Below are 24,217 nucleotides of genomic sequence, written 5' to 3'. Positions count from 1 at the left end.
CCTCGAATCAGCCGACCGACGGCCAGGAGACCCGCATGTCCGACACGTTCCGCATCACCCGATCCATCACCGTCGACGCACCGCCCGAGGCGGTACTGCCGTACCTGACCGACTTCCGGCAGTGGGTGCACTGGTCCCCGTGGGAGGGCGTCGATCCGGACATGACGCGCGACTACTCCGGCGCGGAGCGCGGTGTCGGCGCCGAGTACGCGTGGTCGGGCAACAAGAAGGCCGGGCGGGGTGCCATGGAGATCACGCGCGTCGACGAACCCCGAGAGGTCGAGGTGCGCCTCGAGTTCGAGAAGCCGATGAAGGCCACCAACACCGTCACCTTCGAACTCGTTCCGCAGGGTCGGGCCACGCGGGTGTCCTGGACGATGGTGGGCCCGCAGTCGCTGTTCAGCCGCGTCGCCGGACTCTTCGGCATCTTCGACAAGATGCTGGGCAAGGACTTCGAGAAGGGGCTGACCCGACTCAAGGCGGTCACCGAGAGTAGATGACCCGGGTCCGCAGGAGGACGTCGGCCACCGACCGACGACGCCGGTCGATCACCACCCACACGAGGCCTATCGCGAAGAAGGTGCACAGCAGCGCGCGCAGCACCGCGATGGTCGGCCGGATGCGGGCCCCTTCCGAATTGACCACGCGCAGGCCCATCACGACCGACCCGAGCGTCCGTCCGGAGATCTCCCAGCACGTCGCGAGATAGAGCACCGCGACGAGGACGAAGCCGGTCGTGGTGAAGATCAGATTGACTTCCGGCAGCGAGAATTCGCCGACCGAGATGACGAACTTCATCAGGGACAGTCCCGCGTAGGAGGCGCCGAGGATCGTCCAGACGACGAGGAGGTCGAGGAACGAGGCGACACCCCGACTCACGATGCCGGCGTTCTTGTCCCGGTCCTGCACCGCATGCGCCTTGTGCGCGGGTGGCCGGCCGGGCGTCGTCGGCGGCGGCGACGCGGGAGTCGAATCCTCCAGCGGCCCGGTCGGTTTCGGTTCAGCGGTCATCGAGGTCCCTCGGCGTCGGGCGCAGCCTCGACGGTCGCGGCGCCACGCCGGCGCAGAAACCGGTTGACCGCATTGGCCACCGCGTCGTCGGCGCGCTCACTGGTGCTGCGCACATCGGTCATCACATCGGCGGTCACCGAGGTGCTCGCCTCGCGGATGATGTCGGGGAGATCGACGCCGTCGATGATCTCCTCGGCGAGCCCGATCAGATCGACCCGCCCGAGGATGGCGTCGATGTCGATCCGCGCGGCGATCGCGTCGATGTCGATTCCGGTGGCGACGGCATCGAGATCGACCTTGCCGATCACCGCGTCGAGGTCGACGAGGTCGATCGCCGCGTTCAGGTCCACCTGTGCCACAGCACGATCGAGATCCACGGTGGTGATCACCTCGTCGATGTCGATGAGTGCGAGCACCTCGCTGATGAGGCGCTTGAGGTCGACATGGGTGAGGACGAGGTCGGTGAGGTCGACCTCCTCGACCAGCGCGTCGACCACTTCCCGGATGACGACGCCCAGGACGGCTCGCGTCGTCGAGACCGCCACCGTCACAGCGGCGTCGGTGATCGTGGCGATCCGCGCCCGTGCGGACCCGATCAACCCGCCCGCCACCGGAAGCCGTTCGGCAACCCCCACGAGCACCCCGGCGTACCGCACCGACTCCCCCACCAGCTGGGGAATCGCGCCGCGTCGAGCCTGGGAGTTCACCGACGGATTATCTCACGCGGCGACTGTGGCGGGTCGACCCATGAAAAAGCCCGAGCGAGGAGGATTCCCGCCCGGGCTTTCCCGTGTGCGTCGAGGCTTACAGGGCCTGGTAGAGCTCCCGTGCCAGCGAGGCGGTCTCGGACGGCGTCTTGCCGACCTTGACGCCCGCGGCCTCGAGGGCCTCCTTCTTGCCCTGGGCGGTGCCCGCACCGTCGGAGACGATGGCTCCGGCGTGGCCCATGGTCTTGCCCTCGGGAGCGGTGAAGCCCGCGACATAACCGACGACCGGCTTGGTCACGTTGGCCTTGATGTACTCGCCGGCCTTCTCCTCGGCGTCGCCGCCGATCTCACCGATCATGACGATCAGCTTGGTCTCGGGATCCTTCTCGAACGCCTCGATGGCGTCGATGTGGGTGGTCCCGATGACCGGGTCGCCGCCGATGCCGATGGCGGTCGAGAAGCCGAGATCGCGCAGCTCGTACATCATCTGGTAGGTCAGGGTGCCCGACTTGGAGACCAGACCGATCGGCCCCTTGCCGGTGATGTTGTTCGGCGTGATGCCCACCAGCGCCTCACCCGGGGTGATGATGCCGGGGCAGTTCGGGCCGATGATGCGGGTCTTCTCGCCCTTCTCCACGTTGTAGGCCCACGCGTAGGCGGAGTCCTGCACCGGGATGCCCTCGGTGATGACCACGAGCAGCGGGATCTCCGCGTCGATGGCCTCGATGATGGCGTCCTTGGAGAACTTCGGCGGCACGAAGGCGATCGAGGTGTCGGCCCCGGTCTCCTTCATGGCCTCGGCGACCGAGGCGAACACCGGGAGTTCGACGTTGTTGCCGTCGGCGTCGACGTGCGAGACGGTGGTGCCCGCCTTGCGTGCGTTGACACCGCCGACGACGTTGGTGCCGGCCTTGAGCATCAGGGCGGTGTGCTTGGTGCCCTCGCCGCCGGTGATGCCCTGGACGATGACCTTGTTGTCTTTGTTCAGAAAGATCGACATTTCCGTGGCTCCCTTACTTGCTCGCCAGCTCGGCGGCCTTGTCGGCGCCCGAGTCCATGGTTTCGGCGAGCGTGACCAACGGGTGGTTCGCATCGGCCAGGATCTTGCGGCCTTCGTCGACCTTGTTGCCGTCGAGGCGGACGACCAGCGGCTTGTTGGCGTCGGACCCCAGCTTCTCCAGAGCACCGACGATGCCGTTGGCGACGGCGTCACACGCAGTGATGCCACCGAAGACGTTCACGAAGACACTCTTGACCTGCTCGTCGCCGAGAATGACGTCGAGACCGGCAGCCATGACCTCGGCCGAGGCGCCGCCGCCGATGTCGAGGAAGTTGGCGGGCTTCACGTTGTTGTGCTTCTCACCGGCGTAGGCGACCACGTCGAGCGTCGACATGACCAGGCCCGCACCGTTGCCGATGATGCCGACCTCACCGTCGAGCTTGACGTAGTTGAGGTCGTTCTCCTTGGCCTTGAGCTCCAGGGGATCGGTGGCGTCGCGATCCTCGAACTCCTCGTGGCCGGGCTGACGGAAGTCGGCGTTGGCATCGAGGGTGACCTTGCCGTCGAGGGCGAGGATCTGATCGTCCGGAGTGCGGACGAGCGGGTTGACCTCGACCAGGGTGGCGTCCTCCTTGACGAAGACCTCCCACAGCTTCGAGATGGTGACCGCTGCGGCGTCGAGCACCTCGGCGGGCAGATGGCCCTGCTCGGCGATCGAGCGCGCGGTTTCCAGATCGACACCCTTCACGGCGTCGACGGCGACCCTCGCGAGGCGCTCGGGCTTGGTCGCGGCGACCTCTTCGATCTCCATGCCGCCCTCGACCGAGCACATGGCCAGGTACGAGCGATTGGTGCGATCGAGCAGGAAGGAGATGTAGTACTCCTCCGCGATGTCGCTGGCCTCGGCGACCAGCAGCTTCTTGACGACATGGCCCTTGATGTCGAGGCCAAGGATGTTGGAAGCGTGGGACTGCGCGTCGTCCGGGGTCGCGGCGTACTTCACGCCGCCTGCCTTGCCACGCCCGCCGGTCTTGACCTGCGCCTTGATCATCACGGGCTTGCCGATTTCCTCGGCGATCGCCCGCGCGTCGGCGGCATCATCGGTCACCCGACCGGGTGTGGTGGGAACCCCGTGCTTGGCGAACAGTTCCTTCGCCTGGTATTCGAAGAGATCCATTCAGCTCACCATCTCGTAGATTTGCCCGCGCAAGGGTGTAATGCGGGCCATATCGGACTTTAAACCTGTCGGAAATCGCCACCCCGCGCGCACCCTGCGCTTGTGCGACAGATCACTCGCTCGGTCGGCCCTCACAGGATTGGCGGCGCCGAGTGAGGGGGACACCCACCCCGAGCGTCCATGAGCAGCACTTACACCCGCCGACATCTGCTCGCCGGATTCACAGGTTCAATGCACCATCGTGAACTGCAAATTCGTCAATTTCGAGCGTGGCGCACAAGTCGTGTGACTCAGCTCACAATATCCCGGTTTGTCGCTTTCTACGGTTGGACTTGCCGCAATCATTTCGTTACCGTCGGCTCTCAGCGGTTGGTCACAGAAGGATTACGGACGGTAACTTCGAATCCGCCAACGACGAGATGCGGCAGCAAGAGATGAGGTGGACGATTTGGCGGGACTCGGTGTCTCACGCGGATCGGGCCGCGTCCGATCGGGCGGGTTGATCGATGACGTCACAGCGGAAGAGATGACCACGATCATCCCCATCGTCGACACCGACGGCGCCGCCGGATACGACCTCAGCGACTACGACTTCGATTTCGCCGACTCCGCCACCACCCGCGAGTCCTCCGACGCCGGCTGGACCCCGTCGTCGTGGCAGGGCTACTACCGCCCCACCCGCTCGGAGATCACTCAGGACATCCTGATTCCCGAGCACGAGTTCGATCAGTACGAGCACGACGAGCCGTTCGATGTCGACGGCGCCGAACTCGACGCCTTCGACGGAGGCGAACTCGACACCCTCGCCGACGACGCCCTCGACGGCGAGAATCGCCCCTTCCGCACCAACCCGGCCGGACAGCGCGTGCGCCGTGGCGGCAAGCACCGCATCGCTGCGCCCCCGAACGCCCTCAAGGGCGGACGCGCCGCCCTCATCGCCATGGCGGCCGGCGCAGCCGTCGCCGCCGTCGCCCAGGTCGGCACAGGCGACGAAGCGCCCGCCCCGGTGAACGCCGCCGCCGTCAACGACGCGTCAGCGCCCGGCGCCGCACCGGTCGAACTCGGCCCCGGAGTGGCCGCTGCGACAGCACAGACCGACCAGATGAACGTCTTCACCAACCAGCTCGGTGTCGGCGCCAAGATGGCCGCAGACCAGGATCGCCGCGAGGCCCTGGCCCGCCGCCCGCTCTTCACCTCGCCGATCCCGCTCGGCAGCTACGACTTCACCTCGGCCTTCGCGATGCGCTGGGGCACCATGCACGGCGGCATCGACATGGCCGCTCCGCTCGGGACCCCGATCCACGCGGCCACCGACGGCGTCGTGATCAAGGCCGAGCCCGCATCGGGATACGGCCACTGGGTTCAGGTCCAGGCGGCCGATGGAACGGTCACCATGTACGGCCACATGGCCTCCTCGGGCGTCCTCGTCAAAGAAGGCCAGCGCGTCACCGCCGGCGACGTCATCGCCCTGGTCGGCAACGAGGGCTTCTCGTTCGGGCCGCACCTGCACTTCGAGGTGTGGAAGAACGGCAACACCAAGATCGATCCCGTGCCGTGGCTCGCAGCCAAGGGCGTGAAGCTCTCCGGTTACACCGGCTAGTAGCAGCGCGGCCGCCGCAAGCTCCGAGCACCCCTCAGGGAGAGCCGGGGGTGTCGCTTGCCCTCCCCCTAGAGCTTGTCCCCGGGAATCCCGCCCGCGGTGAGAAGAGTGACTCGACCCGCGCTGCCGCCGTAGTCGATCGTGACGCGCTCGGTGGCGCCGCTCCCCTCCTTGGCCACGACCTTGCCCATCCCGTACTTCGGGTGGTTGTGCCGATCGCCGATGTCGAGCTGGACCTGCTTGTTGCGACCACGTGCCGGATCCGAGGAATACGACGAACGTCCGCGACCCATCGACGACGAACCGCCCGAGCCGGAGAATCCCCCGTCGCGGCCGAACACTCCGCCCGAGGACCCGCCGAAGCCGCGTGCGGAGCGTCGGGGTTCGGTGCGGCGCCAGTCGATGAGATGCTGCGGGATCTCTTGCAGAAAGCGGGATTCCGGATTCGACACCGGCTGGCCCCAGGACGCTCGGGTGACCGATCGGGTGAGGTAGAGACGCTGCTTGGCGCGGGTGATGCCCACGTACGCCAGCCGGCGTTCCTCGCTCAACTCGGCCGGATCGCCCAGCGCGCGCATGTGCGGGAAATGCCCGTCCTCCCAACCGGTCACGAAGACGACCGGGAACTCCAACCCCTTGGCGGTGTGCAGCGTCATCATCGTGACCACACCCTCGCCCTCGTCGGGCACCTGATCGGCGTCGGCGACCAGCGAGACGCGCTCGAGAAACGCTGCGAGCGAACCAGGTTCGGGCTCGCCCTCGCGGTCGACCTCGATGTCCGGGTCATCGGCATCGGCGTCGACCTGTGCCGCATCGGCACTGAATTCCCTTGCCACGGCCACGAGTTCGTTGATGTTGTCGAGACGCGCGCCGTCCTGCGGATCGTTGGAGGCCTCGAGTTCGGCCCGGTAGCCGCTGCGTTCGACGATCGCGTCGACGAGTTCGCCGATGTCCGCCGATTCCTCGGTGGCGTCGAGGAAGGCCACGTCGGCGTCTTCGGTGCCCGCCTCGCCGAAGTGGGTGAGGAAGTCCGAACGCAGGCCCTCGATGAGTTCGACGAACCCGCCGATCTGCTTGACGGCCCGTGTGTTCAACAGGGCGACCTTGCCCTCGGCCGCGTCCATCAGCGACTCGTAGAAGCTCCGGCCGGTGTTCTCCGAATGCACGGCGACGCAGGCCTCGGCGCGGTCGCCGATGCCGCGCCGGGGGGTGTTGAGGATGCGGCGCAGGCTGACCGAGTCGTCCGGGTTGGCGACCACCCGCAGGTAGGCCACCACGTCGCGCACCTCCTTGCGCTCGTAGAACTTGGTGCCGCCGACGACCTTGTACGGAATCCCGTGCCGGACGAACACTTCCTCGATCGCACGCGACCCCGTGTTGGTGCGGTAGAACACCGCGACGTCGGAGTACTTGTGGCTCGACGAACCGCCGATCGAGTAGTCGGTGAGCTCCTCGATCTCCTTGGCGATGAACGTCGACTCGTCGCGGTCGGAGTCGGCGACATAGCCGACGATGAGTTCACCCTCGCCGGAGTCGGTCCACAGCCGCTTCTCGCGCCGGTTCGAGTTGCGCGCGATGACCGCGTTGGCGGCCGACAGGATCGTTTGCGTCGACCGGTAGTTCTGTTCGAGGAGAACGGTTTCGGCGGACGGGAAGTCGCGCTCGAACTCCTCGATGTTGCGGATCGTGGCACCGCGGAACGCATAGATGGACTGGTCGGCATCGCCGACCACGCACAGTTCGGACGGTTCCAGACCGCTCGCGGTGGTCTGCTCTCCCACCAGCTCGCGGATGAGCACGTATTGCGCGTGGTTGGTGTCCTGGTATTCGTCGACCAGAACGTGACGGAACCGGCGCCGGTAGTACTCGGCGACCTGCGGGTGCCGGTGCAGCAGCGCGACGGTCTCGCCGATCAGGTCGTCGAAGTCGAAGGCGTTGGCGGCGCGCAGCCGACGCTGGTACTCGGCGTAGATCCGGGCGATCGTCGTCGAGGTCGGATCGTCCTCGGGCGCCGAGGCCAGTGCCTCGTCGGGCGAGATCAGCTCGTTCTTGAAGTTCGAGACGGCCACCGACACCCCGCGCGGGCTGAACTTCTTGGGGTCGAGGTCGAGGTCGCGGATCACCATGCCGAACAACCGCTTCGAGTCGTCGGAGTCGTAGATGGAGAAGTTGGAGTTCATCGACTCCAGCAACCCCGACTGCGCACGCAGGATGCGCACACACGTGGAGTGGAACGTCGACACCCACATGTAGGCGGCGCGGGGGCCGACGAGATCGATGACGCGCTCGCGCATCTCCGCGGCGGCCTTGTTGGTGAACGTGATGGCCAGGATCTGTCCGGGTGTGACATCCCGCGCGGCCAGCAGGTAGGCGATCCGGCGGGTCAGCACCGCCGTCTTGCCCGAGCCGGCACCCGCCACGATCAGCAGCGGTGCGCCGGCATGCAGCACCGCGGCGCGCTGTTGCGGGTTGAGACCTTCGAGCAGGCGCGCGACCCGATCGTCGGCGGCCGCACCCAAGGAGGCGGCGCCCGCGCGACCGGCGAGAAGAGGGGCAGAAGAAGAGCTGTTCATCGGTTGTCCAGGTTACCCGCCACTGCCGACAGACCCCCGTCGGCCGGTCCGCTCGGCCCCGGTACGAGGTCCATCGAACAGTCGACCGGCCCCGTGGGTTGAGGCCCCGATCGTCGTCGCCCGCGGCTAATATGACGCCGTACCACCGGCTCGGGGTGCCCTGTCTGCGAACGAACTCGCATGCGGCGACGCCGCCCCGGCGAGCAGGAAGAGGCGCCCATGAAGAGACCGTCCATTGTCCCCGCCGCCATCGCACTCGGTGTCGGAGCACTGGCCCTCGTCATCGCGCTCGTCCTGTCGTTCGTGCCGTTCAGCAGCGCGGGCACCGTCGAACCCACGCCCGCCTTCCGTGCGCAGAAGAGCCTCGACGAGGTGCTGTTCAAGATGGCCACGAGCCCGGCGGCCAAGTTCACCGGCCGGGTCACCTACAAATACGACGACGAGCGCGGCGAGGGCACGGTCGAGTTCGACGACCTGATCGTCACCACGTCGAACACCGCCGAGGGCACGATCACCCTCGGCGCGCAGCAGGGCGAGTACCGCCAGATCGGCAACAGTCCGTTCATCAGCGCGCCCGGCGCCCTCTGGACCGAGCTCCTCGTCGACGCGGAGAAGACGAACCTCGACACCGGGCCCCTGGACAACAAGTGGGCCTCGACCCGCTTCACGAGCATGCCGCGCCTGGGCACGATCCTCGGCCCGGACAATCTCGCCGGCGACATCGGCAACATCGAGGCCGGCGACGCGCCGCAGCTGGGGGCCGAACTCCCGGCACCCAACAAGGGCACGCCCGACGCCCGCCACTGGCCGACCACCGACCCGCCGATCGAGTTCGTCGGTGACGACAAGGTGAAGATCGGGGCCTGGGAGGTCACGTTCGATCCGGAGACGAAGAACGTCACCAACGTCAAGGGTCAGAGTGTGCAGGGCCCGGTCACCTACGACATCGACGCGGCGGTCAGCCTGCAGCCGGCCGACCAGGCCCAGAAGGTGTTCGCCAACCAGCGCGCACTCGTCTCGGACCTCGTGTCGGTACCCGCGCCCGGGCTGTGGATGAAGCAACCGGTGGTGTCCTCGCGGCAGACCGGTGCATGCACCACCTCGTCGTGCGCCTTCGACTACACCGTGCAGGGCAGCCCTTACACCGACGACGTCCGCGGCCACTTCAACTACGGTCTGACGCTCAACTTCGCGGTCGGCAACCGACCACCCGGAGCGCTCGGCGGTGAGTGCAAGGTGGTCCTGCGGGTGGACTTCGGTCGCAACGGCACCACCCGGTGTGCGGCCACCAACCTCCCGCCGGACACCAACATCGCGTCGCGGTACAGCTTCACCTACCTCGCGTTCATCGACTCGACCGAGACCGAGCTGAACGATCTCATCGACAACAACGAGAAGCAGACCAACACCGAGATCGTCTATGTCCGTACCGGAAACAAGGAACCGGAACAGGCCCGCTTCGGTGCCAGCGTGACCGGCCTGCCGAGCTACTACGCGATCAAGCGCGGCGACTACGTCTTCGACGGCATCGGCACCGACGGCAACATGCACATCACCTTCGGTGACGGGTATCGGGAGCACATCGTCGGCGGCACCTTCGATCCGTCCTGGGAGGGCACCGAGGTGCTCCGCGAGCAGATGCGGCAACAGGTCACCGCGGCCGGGGACGCAAAGGTCGTCTACTTCGTCGCCGAGGAGGAGACCGCGTCGGCCCTCCGGGCCCTGATCGCCGCGGAGAACCAGAGCGACAACATCTCCGCCTTCTACTACGACTGAGGGCGCTCAGCCGCCGGCGAAGCGCGCCTCGGCGGCCTCGCCCACCCGACCGGCGCCGGTGTGCAACCGCAGACCCGGGGTCAGGGGACGTATGTCCACGCGGTCGCCGCCGCCGTCGATCCGGACGTACACCGACCCCAGTCCCGCGCGGACCGGCGCCCGGACCGCTTCCCCGTCCTCGAGGGCGATCTCGATCTCGCCGTCCCGGGTCGCGCAGTAGCTCAGCGCGATCGTCCAGGGCCAGGAGAAGAGCGGGCCGTCGAGTCGCAGTCGGGAGGGCCCGTCGACCTCCGGGGTGCGGCAGGTTCCCGAACCCGCGTAGATGATGCGTCGCTGGGTCACGCCGCCGGGCACGAGGTTTCCCGCGGTGTCGAGCACGAACAGCCGGTCGGTGGCCGCCCCGAAGTCGGGCCGGGGATCCACCCGACCGAAGATGCGGCTGATCTGATTGTCGGGGTAGACGAACGGCTGCAAGATCTCCAGCGGCACCGACTGATCGAGCATGGTCAGGCCATCCGGCCCCTGCGCCGCGGCATCGTGCAGCGACGCGGTCGCCGTCTCGAGGTAGTCGCCGGTCGGGTTGTCCCGCCACGACGACGAGAACGAGACCAGCGACACCAGTGCGGACACCGCGACGAGCGCACCCACGACCGATGCGAAGGCGGGCAAGGCCGACCGCTCCTCGTCGAGCCCGGACTCCGCGTCGGACGTGCGTGCATGCCGCCCGCCCACCTCGGCGTTCCGGGCCGGCGCCGCACACAGCACGGCCAGCGCGATGCTGAACACCAGCGCGGTGTCCGGGAGGTAGCGCATGTGCTGGGCGAGTTCGATCGCGGTCTGCGGGCTCGACCGATTCCACATCACCGGGATCTGCGCCGCGACCGCGTAGAGGGCCGCGCACGCGACGATCACCGCGCCACCGCGGCGGCGGGCCACCGCCCACCAGGTGACCACGGCCAGGACCAGCCAGCCGCCGACGATCATCCACATCTGCGGGAAACCCGTCGGGGGGCTCGGTGTCCACCGTTCCCATTCCCACGGCCCGCCGACGAGCGACGGCACGATCGCATCGGTCACCGACCGCCAGACCAGGCGCGCGGTCTGCGCCACCGAATGCTCACCCGACGTCGGGTCGGTGGTGATGAAGTACACCGCCACCCACGACGCGGCGACGACGGTCAGCGCCAGCCACAACTCCCGGGCGGCCCGCAGCGTCGCCGTCGTCGCGCGGGGACCGCCGTTCGCGAGGACCGCGGCCACCAACGCCACCGGGAGGATGAACAACGACTTCTCGAAGAACGCCAGCGCGATCAGGAAGACGATCGTCGAGCGGACCCACACCAGCCTGCGTCGGGCGTCGTCGACGTCACCGCGCGCGAGGCGGACCGCGTCGGCGACGATCCACGCCATCGCCGCCTGCAGGGGCAGGGTGTTGAGGCCGGCCGCCCACCAGGCGAAGGCGGGCACCGTCATCGGACTGAACAGATAGAACGCGAGCGCGACGAGTGCACCGATGCGGGCGCGCGGCGCGATGGTCCGCACCATCCGCCACACCGCCACCGACGCGATCGCCTGCATCGCCACGAGCATCAGCGCCGGCAGCACCCAGTTCAGCGGTGCCAGCCACGTGGCCACCCCGGCGAGCAGGAACGCCGCCGGCATGAAGTGCCCGTCGTGACTGTGGCCCAGATACTCCCAGGACAGGATCGGGTTCGACGACGCGCGTGCCACGAGGACCAGATCGTCCCAGTAGAAGTTGCCCGTCGCGACGAGCCAGCCCCGGATGATCAGCTGACCCACGATCAGGGACAGGGCGACGAGGGACACCATCCGAGCATTGGGCATGCGCTCCAGTTTCCATGTGCGCCGAGCAGCGTCGTGGTCGGGTCGGGTGACTCGGCCACGTGCGGGTCGTCGGGGGGCGTCGTGGCAAAATCGGGCGCGTGACCGACCGCAGCCCCAGCCCCGGCGCTCAGGACCCCCGCCCGTCCGGCGGCACGTCGTTCGAGCACTCGATCGACCTCGACAAGTACGAGCTCTCGTCCGAGGTCGGCGACCTGCCCGACGACATCGACCAGCTGCGGCTCGAGATCGACCGGCTCGATGCCGTGATCCTCGCCGCGATCAAGCGCAGGTCGGCGGTGTCGAAGAAGATCGGCGCCGCGCGGATGGCCTCCGGCGGACCCCGCCTGGTCCACAGCCGCGAGGTGAAGGTGCTCGAGCGCTTCCAGGACCTCGGCCAGGAGGGGCACACCCTCGCGATGCTGCTGCTGCGCCTGGGGCGTGGACCGCTGGGCCGCTGATTCCGAGCAGTCATATCGCCGACGTGGTGATCCGGTGATGTCTCCGCGCCGCGTGTGACGACCGTCGCGGCCCGGCCGCCGAGCACATAGGGTTAGGGGTCATGAGCACCCAGGCCCCTGGCAGCGACTTCACCGGCACCGACCACGGCGACATCACCGCGACGCAGTCCTGGCAGGCGCTCGCGGCTCATCAGCCGCACGTGTATGCCATGCATCTGCGTGAGGTGTTCGCGATCGACCCCGCGCGCGGCACCGAGCTGACCGTCGACGTCGGGGATCTGCACATCGACTACTCCAAGCACCGGGTGCTGCGCGAGACCCTCGAACTGCTGATGAGCCTGGCCCGCGAGATCGGTCTCGAGGAGATCCGCGACGACATGTTCGCCGGAACCCACATCAACACCTCCGAGGACCGCGCGGTCCTGCACACCGCCCTGCGGCTGCCCGCCGACGCGACACTGACCGTCGACGGCCAGGACGTCGTCGCCGACGTCCACGAGGTCCTGACCCGGATGGGCGAGTTCACCGACCGCCTCCGCAGCGGAGAGTGGAAGGGACACACCGGCAAACCCATCACCGATGTCGTCAACATCGGCATCGGCGGTTCCGACCTCGGACCGGTCATGGTCTACCAGGCGCTGCGCCACTACGTCGACGCCGGAATCCGCTGTCACTTCGTCTCCAACGTCGACCCCGCCGACATGGTCGGCACACTCGCCGACCTCGACGCCGAGACGACACTGTTCATCATCGCCTCGAAGACCTTCACCACCCTCGAGACGCTCACCAACGCCGCCGCCGCACGCACCTGGCTCCTGCAGGCTCTCGACGCCGACTCCGACGCCGTGGCAAAGCATTTCGTCGCCGTCAGCACCAACGCCGCCGAAGTCGCCGACTTCGGCATCGACACCGACAACATGTTCGGCTTCTGGGACTGGGTCGGCGGCCGCTACTCGGTGGACTCCGCGATCGGACTGTCGGTGATGGCCGCGATCGGCAAGGAACGCTTCGCCGAATTCCTCGACGGCTTCCACCAGGTCGACGAGCACTTCCGCACCCAGCCCCTCGAGCGCAACGCGCCGGTGATCCTCGGCCTGATCGGCCTCTGGTACAACAACTTCTGGGACGTCGGCGTTCGTGCGGTACTGCCCTACAGCAACGACATGGCCCGCTTCGCCGCCTACCTGCAGCAGCTGACGATGGAGTCCAACGGCAAGTCGGTCACCGCCGGCGGCCACCACGTCACCACCGACACCGGTGAGATCTTCTGGGGCGAACCGGGAACCAACGGTCAGCACGCCTTCTACCAACTGCTGCACCAGGGCACCCGGATGGTGCCCGCGGACTTCATCGGCTTCGCCGAACCCACCGACGACCTACCGACCTCCGCCGACGGGACGGGCTCCATGCACGACTTGCTGATGAGCAACTTCTTCGCCCAGACCAAGGTGCTCGCCTTCGGCAAGACCGCCGACGAGATCGCCGCCGAGGGCGTACCCGCACACGTCGTGGCCCACAAGGTGATGCCCGGCAACCGACCCACCACCTCGATCCTCGCCCCCCAGCTCACCCCGTCGGTGATCGGCCAGCTCGTGGCGCTCTACGAACACCAGGTGTTCGTCGAAGGCGCCATCTGGGGCATCAACCCGTTCGACCAGTGGGGCGTCGAACTGGGCAAGACCCAGGCCAAGGAACTGCTCGGCACCCTCGTCCAACCCGAAGCACCTGACACCCACGACGATTCGTCGACCGACGCCCTCGTCACCTGGTACCGGCAACGACGCGGCCGCGCGGTCTGAGGGCCTACTTCCAGTACTCCTCGTCGAAGACCTCGTCGGGGATCTCGTCCCCGGGTTCGACGCCGAGGGACTGGATGCGGCCCATGATCGCGGCCGCGGTGGCCACGTAGGTGACGAGATCTGTTGGCTCCATGTCACGTTCGGCGGGATCGCCGCCGAGGAACTCGTACAGGGTGGGCGGCACGCAGGCGCCCATGTCCAGCGCGCGGGTGCCGGTCGCCGCCCGCCAGGCGTCGAAGCTCGCGACGTCGACGGCCTCGGCGACATCGCCGGTGCGGATCGCCTCGGCCACCTCGTCGACGGTGGCCAGCTCGCCCGAGGTCCCGCTCGACGGATCGAAGCCCAGAACCGTGTCGGCGGAGGTCGTCTCGTCGTCGGTGAGGGTGAAATAGACGATGCCCCGCCAGTCGGAGCCCATGGCCGCGATGTCCGTGCGGTCGAAGATCTCGCCGAGCAGTTCGCCGACCTGCTCCCGTTGCCGGGCGCCGAACGCCTGAAACGCGCCCGACGCCACCACTTGTCCCTGCTTGTTCGCCACGACGGCCACCTTACGCAGGTCAGTCGTCGACACCGAGGACGACCACGCGCCCCGACGCCGGAGACAGGTAGACCCGCGCCTGCCACTGCGCCGACGAGAAGGCCCGGTCGAGTTCCGGGCTGCCGAGAAGCTCGCCCGGCGGGACGAACTCGCGCAACGCGTTCACCGGCGACAGGGGCTCCGGCACCGGTTTCGCCTCGTACTCCGCCGCCCACCGCGCGACCTGATCGGCGCCGGCGTTCATCACCGCGTCGAACCAGTAGGCGCTCGGCCCGGGTACGCGACCCGTCGCGCTCGTCCCGAGAGTGCCTGCCGCCCAGCCGTCGACGGTCGCGTCGGCCAGCGCCGGGAACCGCGCCGCCACCGGCTCGATGTCCCGGCGCGGGCCGGTCGTCAGCGTCTTCGTCGGCTGCGACGTCGATGAGGGGTGCACCGACGAGGATGCCGGGACCCGGCCGGCCGGTGCCGACGGCACGCAACCGAGCAGCCCGGCACAACCGACCACGGCAGCGACTAGGACCCACCAGGACCGCCACCGGTTGCGCGTCATTCCGCCACGCTAGTCCCCTCCGGCCATGGCACGATGAAAGGTCCACTGCGTGAATGAGTTCCGCGCGAGGCGGAAACGCTCAGACCAGCCGGCGGCTGACCGACGCCGGCAGGAACTTCAGCGCCGCGGCGATCGGCGTCCACGGCCACGCGGGTACGGGCGCCCACCCCTTCTCCGCCTCGATCGCCTTGACCAGCGCATCGACGCCCTTGTCCGTCTCGACCATCAGGGAGGTCTTCACGCCCCGGTTGATGTCGGTCTCGATGTAGCCCGGCGCGACCACCGACACCGTGATCGGCGACGAGGCGAACTCGGCTTGCAGCCCCTGCCCCAGCGCCGTCAGCCCGGCTTTCGACGCCGAGTATGCGGCCTGCGCCTTCGGCATGCCGCGGACACCCGAGATCGAGCTGACGAGCACCAGATGGCCGGCGTTCTGCGCCCGGAAGATCTCCAGTGCCGCCTCGGCCTGGGCGAGCGCGCCGACCAGATTGGTCTGCACCGTCTCGATGTTCGCCGCGGCCTTGCCGGTACCGAGGGGCGCCCCCTTGCCGAGTCCGGCGTTGACGATGACCCGGTCGAGACCGCCAAGCCCGTCGGCCAGTCTCCCGAAGACCTCGGGAACGGCCTCGACGTCGGTGACGTCGAGCGCCGCGACCTCGACACGTTCGGCGGACGGCCGGAGCTCATCGGCCAGCGCCTCCAGTTTGTCGCGTCGGCGGGCCGCGAGCGCGAGCGAACGCCCTTGCGCGGCGAAGCGCCGGGCCATGCCCTCCCCCAGCCCCGAACTGGCCCCCGTGATGAGAATTCTCTGTCGTGTCGTCACGACCGCCAGGCTACCGGCCGGTAAGTTCCGGGTTCTCCGCCCGGCCGCGACGGCTACTTCAGCAATCGCGACATCCGCCGATCGGCGAGCACCTTCCCGCCCGTCTGGCATGTGGCGCAGTACTGGAAGGACCGGTCGGCGAAGGACACCTCGCGGACGATGTCGCCGCACACCGGGCACGGCAGGCCGGTGCGGGCGTGTACGCGCAGGCCGGTGCGCTTCTCGGACTTCAGCCGCGCGACGGCCTGGCCTTCCAGGCGACCCGTCGCGTCGGTGAGCACGCCGCGCATGGCGTCGTAGAGAGTGGCGACCTGGTCGGGCTTCAGCGTTTTCGACGAGGCGAACGGCGACAGACGTGCGGTGTGCAGGATCTCGTCGGAGTACGCATTGCCGATCCCGGCGATGGTGTGCTGGTCGGTGAGCACGTTCTTGATCCGGCCGGTCGTCCCGGCGAGGATCTCCGCGAATTCCTCGGCCGTCAGTTCGAGCGCATCGGGTCCAAGGCCCGCGATGCGTTCGACCTCGGTGAGTTCGCGGACCAGCCACACGGCGAGCCGCTTCTGGGTGCCGGCCTCGGTGACGTCGAATCCCTCACCGGGTAGTCCACAATGCACGCGCAGGGCGATCGGGCTCTTGCCGCCCGGCCGCAGGGGTTTGGGCGACAGGTCCTCGCTCCACCGCACCCAGCCCGCGCGCGACAGGTGGATGACCAGCTGCAACAACGGCTCTGACGCGGTGGCCGCCGAACCGGGAACGGTCCGGATGACCAGGTACTTCCCCACACGTCCGACGGATTCGACGATCCGGTCCATCAGCGCCGTGTAGGGCGGATCGGCCGTCTTCAGCACCGACAGCGACGCGACGTCGACCCGACGGATCGGGAGTCCGGCCGCTCGACCGTCGACGTAGTCGGCGATGGCGGCCACCTCTGGGAGCTCAGGCATGCCACCAGTGTGCTCTAGTTGTGGGATGAACTCCCGACTTTCCGACGCCGACCTGGCCGCCCGGATCGCGCAGGGAGCCGGCGAAGTACTTCTCGGAATCCGGTCCGGTGACCTGCTGGGCGGCGCGATGCTCGGCGATGTGGGCGATGCGCTTGCGCAGGCCTGGATCTCGACGGTGCTGCGCAAACACCGGCCACGCGACGCGGTGCTGTCCGAGGAGGCCGCCGACGTCGGCGACCGGGCCACCGCCGCTCGGGTGTGGATCATCGATCCGCTCGACGGCACAAGGGAATTCGCCGCCGGTTCGGCGGACTGGGCCGTGCATGTCGCCCTGACCGAGGGCGGGATCGTCACCGAGGCGTCGGTGTCGCTGCCCGCGACGGGTGAACTGTTTCGGTCGGACACGGTCGAGCGCCCCGCCGGTGAACTGACCCGCCGCCTGGTCACCTCCCGATGGGGCGGTTCCTACGAGACCAGTCATGTGGCGAACCGACTGGGTCTGCAGATGGTGCCGGTCGGCTCGGCGGGGGCGAAGGCGATGGCCGTCGTCCGCGGGGATGCCGACGCCTACGTCCACGCCGGCGGTCAGTACGAGTGGGACAACGCCGCGCCGGTGGGGGTCGCGCTGGCGGCGGGCCTGCACTGCAGTCGACTCGACGGTTCGGAGATCGTGTACAACAACCGGCATCCGTACATGCCGGACTTCGTCATCTGCCGCAGCGAGATCCGCGACGAGATGCTCGCCGCGCTGCAGCAGATCTGGTGAATCGGTGCGGGCAGACAACGTTCCGCTGCCGGTGCGTGCCCGGCCCTGGTGAACTGGATCGGTGAACGGAATCGGCGACGCGGTGGTGCGCATCGGCCCCGCCCTGGTGGTGGTCATCGTGCTGCTGGCCGGCGTCGCGGTGATGGTGAACCGCCGAAGCGGGTTGGCTCGGGAGACCGTCGTCGCCACGCTGCGTGCCGCCGTACAACTGGCTGCGCTGGCCGCCGTGCTCGCCGCGGTCGTCCCGCACCTCTGGGCCTCGGCGCTGTTCGTCGCGGCGATGGCCTCGGCGGCCGCGTGGACCTCCGCCCGACGTGTCCGTCCCGCGCGTCCCCGACTCGTCGACGTCATCTGGTGCGCCGGGCCGGTCGCCGCGCCGACGATCGTGATCGTGACCGCCCTCGTCGTGGCCGGGGTGCTCCCCGGTCGCGGTATCGCCGTGATCCCCACCGCCGGGATCATGCTCGGCGGCGCCATGGTGACCGCCTCGCTCGCCGGTCGACGGGCACACGACGAGCTGCGCGTGCGTCGGGGTGAGGTGGAGGCCGCACTGTCGCTGGGCTTCGAGCGGCGAGACGCGCGGATGGAGATCGCCGGCCCGGCGTCGGCCACCGCCCTGATACCCGGCCTCGATCAGACGCGGTCGGTCGGCCTCGTCACCATCCCTGGCGCATTCGTCGGGATGGTCCTCGGCGGCGCCTCGGTGTGGGCGGCCGCGGCCATGCAGCTGTTCGTGCTGATCGCCCTGCTGGCGGTGAGTTCCATCGCCATGGTCGTCACCGTGGAACTGGTTGCGCGGGAACACCTGTGACGACGACTACCGACTCGTCTTCCGTAGTAGATAGATGTCCATGATCCAGCCGATCCGGTCCCGGGCCGCGGCGCGCGCTTCGACGATCCGGTCCGTGACCTCGCCGACCCGGCCGCTGATCAGGATCTCGTCGTCGGTTCCGACATAGGCACCCCACCAGATGTGATCGTCCGGGTCGGCGGTGTGCCGGAAGGCGAGGTCGGCGTCGAGCATCACGATCTGGTTGGCGTCGGCGCCCACGGGCGTGTCCGCCAGGCGCCGGCCGGTCGTCGTGTGGATCGGTTCACCGACGCGGTTGGCGACGATGCCGTGCGCCGCGGTGAGCGCGCTAGCGCTGGTCACGCCGGGGATGACCTCCACGACGAGTTCGAGGTCGTCGCGGGCCGCGAGATCGTCGACGATGCGCAGCGTGCTGTCGTAGAGTGCGGGGTCGCCCCAGACCAGGAAGGCGGCCACGCCGCCGTCACCGACCTCGTCGCGTAGCGCGGTGGCGATCAGATCGGCGCGCGCAGCATGCCAGCGGCGGACCTCGGCGTCATAGTTCTCCGGTTCGCGGTCGCGCGGCGGGTCGGGGATCTCCACCAGCGAATGACCCTGCCGCGCATGCTCGGCGAGGATCGCGCGGCGGGCGTCGAGCAGACCGCTCTTGGCGGTGCCCTTCTCGAGTGCGAGGAAGGCGTCGACGTCGGCCATCGCGTCGATGGCCTGCAGCGTGATCTGGCGCGGGCCCCCGGGTCCGATCCCGATGACGCGCAGTGTGATTCGCACGGTCAGATCGTCACCTTGGGGAGTCCGTGCTTGCGGGCGGTCATATCCAGGATGAGCTGCCTCGGCGCGAGGCGTCGGAGGAGGAAGACCAGGCCCGCCTGATTGCCCTTGGCATAGAAGGGCTTCGGATGGTCGGCGAGAGCGGCGTCGACGATCTGGGTGGCCATGCTCTCCGCGGTGATTCCCGCGTCCTCGTTGCGACGCGTCGCGGCGGCGAGCATCTCGTACTCGGCGCGGTACGGCGAATCGTCGCCGATGTGGATGCTCCGGCGATCACCGATCCCGGTCGCGATCGTGCCCGGCTCGACGCTGATCATCCGGATACCGTACGGCGCCAGCTCGCGTCGGGACGCGAGCGCGAACGCCTTCAGCGCCGACTTGGTCGCGGCATAGTTGGACCGGAAGGCAACCGGGAAGCTGGACAACATCGACCCCACCATCACGACCGTGCCGCGACGCCGCAGACGCATCCCGGGCAACACCGCCTTGGTCAGCGCGATGGGTCCGAAGACGTTGACCCGGAACAGATCTTCGACGGCGGACATCGACGTGTCCTCGAGCGCACCGGCCTGGGACTCGCCGGCGTTGTTGATCAGGATGTCGACCTCGCCGACGAGGGCCGCGCACGATTCGGCGGAGGCATAGTCGGCGTTGTCGAGCCGGACATAGGTGACGCCCGGCAGCGGGTTGCGCACGGAGTCGGGGTTGCGGGTGGTGCCGTACACCCGGTGCCCCCGCGCGACGAACTGACGGGCGACCTCGGCGCCGATGCCACTGGTCGCGCCGGTCACGAGGACGGTCTGTGAAGTCACGACCGCAACGGTAGCGCAGCGGACCGGGCGTCAGATGAGCTTGTCGTACCGGCGGGTGAGGATGCTGAGTTCCGCCGCGACCCGCTCGGTGTCGGGGCCGTAGGGCCGCCGCGGATTCCGCGTGAACCAGTCGGAGATCCGCTGGCCCGGCGTCCGCTGTCCGGCGGGGGTACGACGCGCGGCGAGAGCCAGCACTCCGGTCGCGCAGGCGACCGAGACGACGACGACAAGGGCGAGAACGAAGAGGAGTGTCATGGCAGTAATCATTCGCCCACGGCTTTCCCGCCACCAGTGGCAGCAAAGCCATTGTTCGCAAATTATCTGCCATACTGGTGCGGTGTTGAAATCCGTCGGCGTCCTCCTCTACGGACGCGTCGCGCTGTTCGAGTTCGGGGTCGTCCACGAGGTGTTCGGCCTGGACCGCACCGACGACGGGGTCCCGGCCTTCGACTTTCGCGTCGCGTCCCCCGAACCGGGATCCTCGCTCGGGGTGGGCAACGGGGTCTCGCTGCAGGTGTCACACACCCTGCCGGAGTGCCGGGACGTCGATCTCGTGGTGATCCCCGGCGGAAGCATCAGCGGCGACTACCCCGACGAGATCCTGGACACCATCGGTGCGGTCGTCGACAACGGCGGACGCGTCCTCACCGTCTGCTCGGGCGCGTTCGTCGCCGGTGCCGCCGGACTCCTCGACGGTCGCCGGTGCACCACCCACTGGCGGTACGGCGACGATCTGGCGCGTATGTTCCCCCAGGCGCAGGTCGACACCGATGTCCTCTTCGTCGACGACGGCCCCATCACCACGAGCGCCGGCACTGCCGCCGGGATCGACGCGTCACTGCATCTCGTCCGCGAGTCCTGGGGGCCGGCGGTCGCCAACCGGATCGCGCGACGGATGGTCGTGCCACCGCATCGCGACGGCGGTCAACGCCAGTTCGTCGAGGCGCCGATGCCGGCGTGCGCCGACGAGGGATTCGGCGCGTTGCTCGCCTGGATGACCGCGAACCTCGACCGCGACATCAGCATCGACGACATGGCGACCCGTATGCACATGTCGGGGCGGACCTTTGCGCGACGGTTCGTCGACGAGGTCGGGATCTCGCCTCGTCGCTGGCTGACCGAGCAGCGCGTGCTCTCGGCGAAGAACCTGCTGGAGTCGACCACCGCGAGCGTCGACGAGGTGGCGCGGCGGGTCGGCTTCACGTCGGCCACGCTGCTGCGCCATCACTTCGCCGCGAGTGTCGGCGTCTCGCCGCTCGTCTACCGTCGGCGGTTCGCGAAATCCGGCGCCGATGCATAGCCCGAGACCGCTCGGCGGATGGACCTGCCGTCCGAAACCGGTGTGGTGCCCTCGGCAGGATTCGAACCTGCGACCTACCCTTTAGGAGAGGGTTGCTCTATCCCCTGAGCTACGAAGGCGGGGTTGTCGATGCCGTGGCCGCGGTTCCGCGGCACGGCCATCCGGCAGTCTACGTCAGCGCCTCACCCGGGCAGCACCCTCTCCGCCAACGCTCCCGAGCGCATCCTCGCTATAGTCGGGGCATCGCTCGAAACGGACATTTCCGGCTGTGATTGTCGCCACTCGGAACACCCCGGCGTTGAGGTTGCTGCCAGCTTGTGTCCGTACACTGCCTACCGCATACGTTCTACCGTTTCACCCGGGGAGGTCTTTTCGTTGGTGCACGCGGCATCAGGATCGGCGCGCACCGCCGACGACGACGAGACCACGGCCACCACCGCCGAGTCGCCGGACTCCGCCGCATCACCACGTCCTGCCGGTTCGGCACCTCGCCCGCCTGCGACCGAGCCGCGCGGACGCGCCCACACCGCCGATTTCATTCGCGTTGTGCTGTTCACCTTCGTGGTCGTCGCCCACAGCGTCAATGCCATCAACGGCGGGGTCGACGAGATCCGCGGCGCGAATCTGGTCGGCACCCTGTGCCATCTGACACGCTACGGCTTCGTCGCGGTCACGCTGTACGTCCTGGTGCTGAGCATGCAGGGCCGGGAGATGTCGCCGTGGCAGTTCTGGCGCCGTCGTTTCGGACTGGTCGTCGGCCCCTACCTCGCCTGGACGCTGATCTACACGATCACCGACCACCTCATCCTGGCCGACAACCCCTTCCCGCCCGTCGGCGAGATGCTGCCCCGGCTTGCGCACGACCTGCTCGTGGGCGAGGGCAAGTACCAGCTGTACTTCCTGTTGATCTCGATGCAGATCTACCTGTTCTTCCCGCTGATCGCATGGGTCTTCGAACGCGGCCGCACCCGCCCGTGGCTGTTGCTCGCCGGCGCGACCGCGATCCAGCTCCTGGTGTTCGTCGTCTACCAGTACCTCCCCCGACCCTCCGGTCATGCATGGGACGTCGCGTACCAGCATCTGTGGAAGACGCTCCCGATGTACGCGCTCTTCGTGGCGATGGGTGTCCTGGCCGCGCAGCACCGCGAGGCCGTCGACCGTTGGCTGCGCGACCACATGGCCACGGTCGTCCTGGTGGCGGCGGGTTGCGCCGCGTTCACCATCGCCGGCTACCTGCTCGCGACCTCACCGGGCAATGTGCCGTGGAAGGCCAACACGGCCTGGAACCCGGTGTCACTGCCCTGGTTCGTCGGCGGCTTCGTCCTGCTCTGGCTGATCGGTCTCGTCTGGGATGACCGACGCGCCGCCGGGCGCCCGGCCGGCGGAAAGCTGGTGTCGCAGGCCACGCTCCGCGCGTTCGGGGTTTTCGCGGTCCACCCGCTGATCCTCGACATCCTGGGCCGCGTGGGATTCCTCAGCGGGCTCTTCGACTGGTTCCCGCACTCGGCGGTCCTGCGCTCGATCATCTTGATCGCCTTGGTGCTGGCGGCATCGCTGGCACTCGTCGACCTCCTCCTGCGTCTGCCGTTCAGCAAATGGCTGACCGCCCGACCCCGCATCCCCCTGTTCCCGAAGCGGAACAAGAAGGAGCAGGACCGGGCGGTGGAAGTCGGCGAGTCGGCGGGGGCTGCGCAGGTGTCCGCCGACTAGGCGTGGGCTACTTGTACTTCGGGTTGTTGATCACCGGGATCTCGATGTTGATCGGCATCCGGAGTTCGGACATGTAGAAGAGCACGAACTGGCGGAGGAATTCGTCGAACAGCCAGTACGCCTCCCGCGGCATGCCGACGTTCAGCAGGCCCTCGCGGATCTGCACGTACGGACCCCACGCCGTCTCGAGCAGCGGGCTCCACACGGGCTCGCGCGGGATCTGGTACCAGTTGGCGACCTGGTCGCCGAGCACGAATCTCGTGAGCGCTCCCAGCACGCCCCGCGAGATCAGTGAGAGATCGAGGTTCATGCCGAGATCCAGCAGCATGTCGGCGAGCTTGCGGCCCTCCGGGGTCGGCGCCAGGATCGGATCGAGGACCTGCCGCGCCTGCGAGTCGGCGGCGTCCCACGAGGCGGGGATGTACTCGTCCTTCACGCCCAGCATGTAGGCGCTGATCTGCCACGAGTGCAGGAACCCGGCGGACTCGTCGGCGGCGATGGGGACGTTCCACTTGTCGAAGTTGCGCATGACCGTCGTGGGCAGACTGTGCCAGGTGACCATGATGTCGGCCTGGCTGATCGGCTTCTTCTCCGTCGCCCCGTGCACCCAGTGCGGCGACTGCGGCAGGAGATGCCGCACGCCGGCGTGGGCCATGCGCGTCTTGACGCACGTCACGACCATCTCGCCGCCGGGCTGGTAGGCGTTCAGCGAGCCGATGTCGTAACCGAGCTTGGCGGTCTTGGTGATCCGGTCCTTGAGGTCCCACCCGCCCTTGGAGTAGTACACCGACCGGGCCTCGCGCGGGATGACCGTGCTCATCATGCCGCTGGCGAAGCCGTACAGGACGCCGAGGTAGGTTCCGCGTTTCTGGTTGAAGCGGACCGCGTCGGCGAGCTTGGCCTGGTCGGTCCACGACGGCAACTGGCGCGCGTACTCCATGAAGTCGCGCAGTTCCGAGGGCAGCCCGGCCGGCAGCGGCTGCGAGTTACGATGCCACGTGCGCAGCAGCCGGTTGACCTTGTGTACCTGTCCGCTGTCGATGACCTTGGCGATCACCGGATCCGCCTCGTCGTCCCACAGCTGCCGCGGATCCGCGCCGCGGCCTCGGCCGGGCACCGAGTTCGCCGGCGACCACGTCCATGGTGTCGTCTGCGAGAGCGCGGCCACCGCGCCGGCCGCACCGACGACACCGCCGGCGCGTATGAGATTCCGCCTGTTCAGATCTTCCATGACCCCGTCCCACCACTT

General features: G+C 68.3%; 23 protein-coding genes and 1 tRNA gene. 9 read left to right on the top strand and 15 right to left on the bottom strand.

Features of this window, described 5'->3' with window-relative positions; all coding sequences use genetic code 11:
• Window positions 1-35 precede the first annotated feature (35 nt).
• Window positions 36-500 (top strand): SRPBCC family protein, encoded by a 465-nt coding sequence (locus BCM27_RS07275; RefSeq protein WP_004020097.1) that lies wholly within the window; start codon window positions 36-38, stop codon window positions 498-500.
• Here BCM27_RS07275 and BCM27_RS07270 read toward each other — a convergent pair.
• The 4 genes from BCM27_RS07270 to sucC form a co-directional block, all read right to left on the bottom strand.
• Window positions 484-1,011 carry an RDD family protein gene (locus BCM27_RS07270; RefSeq protein ID WP_004020098.1) on the bottom strand — a complete coding sequence of 176 codons (528 nt, stop codon included), beginning with the start codon at window positions 1,009-1,011 and terminating at the stop codon, window positions 484-486. The genes BCM27_RS07275 and BCM27_RS07270 overlap by 17 nt on opposite strands.
• Window positions 1,008-1,718, bottom strand: coding sequence for a hypothetical protein (locus tag BCM27_RS07265; protein WP_004020099.1), 711 nt, complete (start codon window positions 1,716-1,718; stop codon window positions 1,008-1,010). Before BCM27_RS07265 ends, BCM27_RS07270 begins: the two co-directional genes overlap by 4 nt.
• A gap of 97 nt (window positions 1,719-1,815) precedes the next feature.
• Window positions 1,816-2,718, bottom strand: a complete 903-nt coding sequence (gene sucD / locus BCM27_RS07260; RefSeq protein ID WP_004020100.1) for a succinate--CoA ligase subunit alpha — start codon at window positions 2,716-2,718, stop codon at window positions 1,816-1,818.
• A 13-nt stretch (window positions 2,719-2,731) separates the two neighbouring features.
• A complete protein-coding gene (gene sucC, locus BCM27_RS07255) occupies window positions 2,732-3,895 on the bottom strand; it encodes an ADP-forming succinate--CoA ligase subunit beta (protein ID WP_004020101.1) in 1,164 nt (387 codons plus the stop codon).
• Between the two features lie 439 nt (window positions 3,896-4,334).
• Here sucC and BCM27_RS07250 point away from each other — a divergent pair, with 439 nt between their 5' ends.
• Window positions 4,335-5,495 (top strand): M23 family metallopeptidase, encoded by a 1,161-nt coding sequence (locus BCM27_RS07250; protein ID WP_004020102.1) that lies wholly within the window; start codon window positions 4,335-4,337, stop codon window positions 5,493-5,495.
• A gap of 68 nt (window positions 5,496-5,563) precedes the next feature.
• On the opposite strand, the gene BCM27_RS07245 is transcribed toward BCM27_RS07250, so the two are convergent.
• On the bottom strand, window positions 5,564-8,068 hold the full coding sequence (locus BCM27_RS07245) for a UvrD-helicase domain-containing protein (RefSeq protein WP_033203694.1): 2,505 nt from the start codon (window positions 8,066-8,068) through the stop codon (window positions 5,564-5,566).
• A 219-nt stretch (window positions 8,069-8,287) separates the two neighbouring features.
• On the opposite strand from BCM27_RS07245, the gene BCM27_RS07240 reads away from it, so the two are divergent.
• Complete coding sequence (locus tag BCM27_RS07240) at window positions 8,288-9,844, top strand: hypothetical protein (RefSeq protein WP_033203850.1); 1,557 nt, start codon at window positions 8,288-8,290, stop codon at window positions 9,842-9,844.
• Between the two features lie 6 nt (window positions 9,845-9,850).
• Here BCM27_RS07240 and BCM27_RS07235 read toward each other — a convergent pair whose 3' ends face one another.
• The gene (locus BCM27_RS07235; protein WP_004020105.1) at window positions 9,851-11,689 is read right to left on the bottom strand and encodes a hypothetical protein; all 1,839 of its coding nucleotides are present in this window, start codon (window positions 11,687-11,689) and stop codon (window positions 9,851-9,853) included.
• Window positions 11,690-11,787: 98 nt separating this feature from the next.
• Between BCM27_RS07235 and BCM27_RS07230 the strand changes: the two genes are divergently transcribed.
• Window positions 11,788-12,147: a chorismate mutase gene (locus BCM27_RS07230; RefSeq protein WP_033203695.1), complete on the top strand. Its 360-nt coding sequence runs from the start codon at window positions 11,788-11,790 to the stop codon at window positions 12,145-12,147.
• Between the two features lie 101 nt (window positions 12,148-12,248).
• On the top strand, window positions 12,249-13,946 hold the full coding sequence (gene pgi, locus BCM27_RS07225) for a glucose-6-phosphate isomerase (RefSeq protein WP_004020109.1): 1,698 nt from the start codon (window positions 12,249-12,251) through the stop codon (window positions 13,944-13,946).
• Between the two features lie 4 nt (window positions 13,947-13,950).
• Here pgi and BCM27_RS07220 read toward each other — a convergent pair whose 3' ends face one another.
• From BCM27_RS07220 to BCM27_RS07205, 4 genes are all read right to left on the bottom strand, one after another.
• Window positions 13,951-14,484, bottom strand: coding sequence for a hypothetical protein (locus tag BCM27_RS07220; protein WP_033203852.1), 534 nt, complete (start codon window positions 14,482-14,484; stop codon window positions 13,951-13,953).
• Between the two features lie 19 nt (window positions 14,485-14,503).
• The gene (locus BCM27_RS07215; protein ID WP_004020111.1) at window positions 14,504-15,034 is read right to left on the bottom strand and encodes a hypothetical protein; all 531 of its coding nucleotides are present in this window, start codon (window positions 15,032-15,034) and stop codon (window positions 14,504-14,506) included.
• A gap of 79 nt (window positions 15,035-15,113) precedes the next feature.
• On the bottom strand, window positions 15,114-15,857 hold the full coding sequence (locus tag BCM27_RS07210) for an SDR family oxidoreductase (RefSeq protein ID WP_004020112.1): 744 nt from the start codon (window positions 15,855-15,857) through the stop codon (window positions 15,114-15,116).
• Window positions 15,858-15,910: 53 nt separating this feature from the next.
• Window positions 15,911-16,801, bottom strand: a complete 891-nt coding sequence (locus BCM27_RS07205) for a DNA-formamidopyrimidine glycosylase family protein (protein ID WP_004020113.1) — start codon at window positions 16,799-16,801, stop codon at window positions 15,911-15,913.
• 25 nt (window positions 16,802-16,826) lie between these two features.
• Between BCM27_RS07205 and BCM27_RS07200 the strand changes: the two genes are divergently transcribed.
• A complete protein-coding gene (locus BCM27_RS07200; protein ID WP_004020114.1) occupies window positions 16,827-17,567 on the top strand; it encodes a 3'(2'),5'-bisphosphate nucleotidase CysQ in 741 nt (246 codons plus the stop codon).
• A 61-nt stretch (window positions 17,568-17,628) separates the two neighbouring features.
• Window positions 17,629-18,378: an ABC transporter permease gene (locus tag BCM27_RS07195; RefSeq protein ID WP_004020116.1), complete on the top strand. Its 750-nt coding sequence runs from the start codon at window positions 17,629-17,631 to the stop codon at window positions 18,376-18,378.
• 6 nt (window positions 18,379-18,384) lie between these two features.
• Here BCM27_RS07195 and cobF read toward each other — a convergent pair whose 3' ends face one another.
• Genes cobF through BCM27_RS07180 form a run of 3 tightly spaced genes read right to left on the bottom strand, consistent with a single transcriptional unit; the run spans window position 18,385 to window position 20,213 of the window.
• A complete protein-coding gene (gene cobF / locus BCM27_RS07190) occupies window positions 18,385-19,146 on the bottom strand; it encodes a precorrin-6A synthase (deacetylating) (RefSeq protein WP_004020117.1) in 762 nt (253 codons plus the stop codon).
• Between the two features lie 2 nt (window positions 19,147-19,148).
• The gene (locus tag BCM27_RS07185) at window positions 19,149-19,958 is read right to left on the bottom strand and encodes an SDR family oxidoreductase (RefSeq protein WP_004020119.1); all 810 of its coding nucleotides are present in this window, start codon (window positions 19,956-19,958) and stop codon (window positions 19,149-19,151) included.
• A gap of 30 nt (window positions 19,959-19,988) precedes the next feature.
• Window positions 19,989-20,213 carry a hypothetical protein gene (locus BCM27_RS07180; protein WP_004020120.1) on the bottom strand — a complete coding sequence of 75 codons (225 nt, stop codon included), beginning with the start codon at window positions 20,211-20,213 and terminating at the stop codon, window positions 19,989-19,991.
• An 82-nt stretch (window positions 20,214-20,295) separates the two neighbouring features.
• Here BCM27_RS07180 and BCM27_RS07175 point away from each other — a divergent pair, with 82 nt between their 5' ends.
• Window positions 20,296-21,258 carry a GlxA family transcriptional regulator gene (locus tag BCM27_RS07175; RefSeq protein WP_033203698.1) on the top strand — a complete coding sequence of 321 codons (963 nt, stop codon included), beginning with the start codon at window positions 20,296-20,298 and terminating at the stop codon, window positions 21,256-21,258.
• A 43-nt stretch (window positions 21,259-21,301) separates the two neighbouring features.
• Here BCM27_RS07175 and BCM27_RS07170 read toward each other — a convergent pair.
• Window positions 21,302-21,377 (bottom strand) — tRNA-Arg (locus tag BCM27_RS07170).
• A 259-nt stretch (window positions 21,378-21,636) separates the two neighbouring features.
• Between BCM27_RS07170 and BCM27_RS07165 the strand changes: the two genes are divergently transcribed.
• A complete protein-coding gene (locus BCM27_RS07165; RefSeq protein ID WP_004020122.1) occupies window positions 21,637-22,968 on the top strand; it encodes an acyltransferase in 1,332 nt (443 codons plus the stop codon).
• 7 nt (window positions 22,969-22,975) lie between these two features.
• On the opposite strand, the gene BCM27_RS07160 is transcribed toward BCM27_RS07165, so the two are convergent.
• The gene (locus BCM27_RS07160) at window positions 22,976-24,199 is read right to left on the bottom strand and encodes an oxygenase MpaB family protein (protein WP_004020123.1); all 1,224 of its coding nucleotides are present in this window, start codon (window positions 24,197-24,199) and stop codon (window positions 22,976-22,978) included.
• Between the last annotated feature and the right edge of the window lie 18 nt (window positions 24,200-24,217).

The organism is Gordonia terrae (assembly GCF_001698225.1).
Classification (GTDB): Bacteria; Actinomycetota; Actinomycetes; order Mycobacteriales; family Mycobacteriaceae; genus Gordonia; species Gordonia terrae.
The sequence above is the reverse complement of the archived record's forward strand: the minus strand, read 5'-3'. Positions and strand labels throughout refer to the sequence as shown.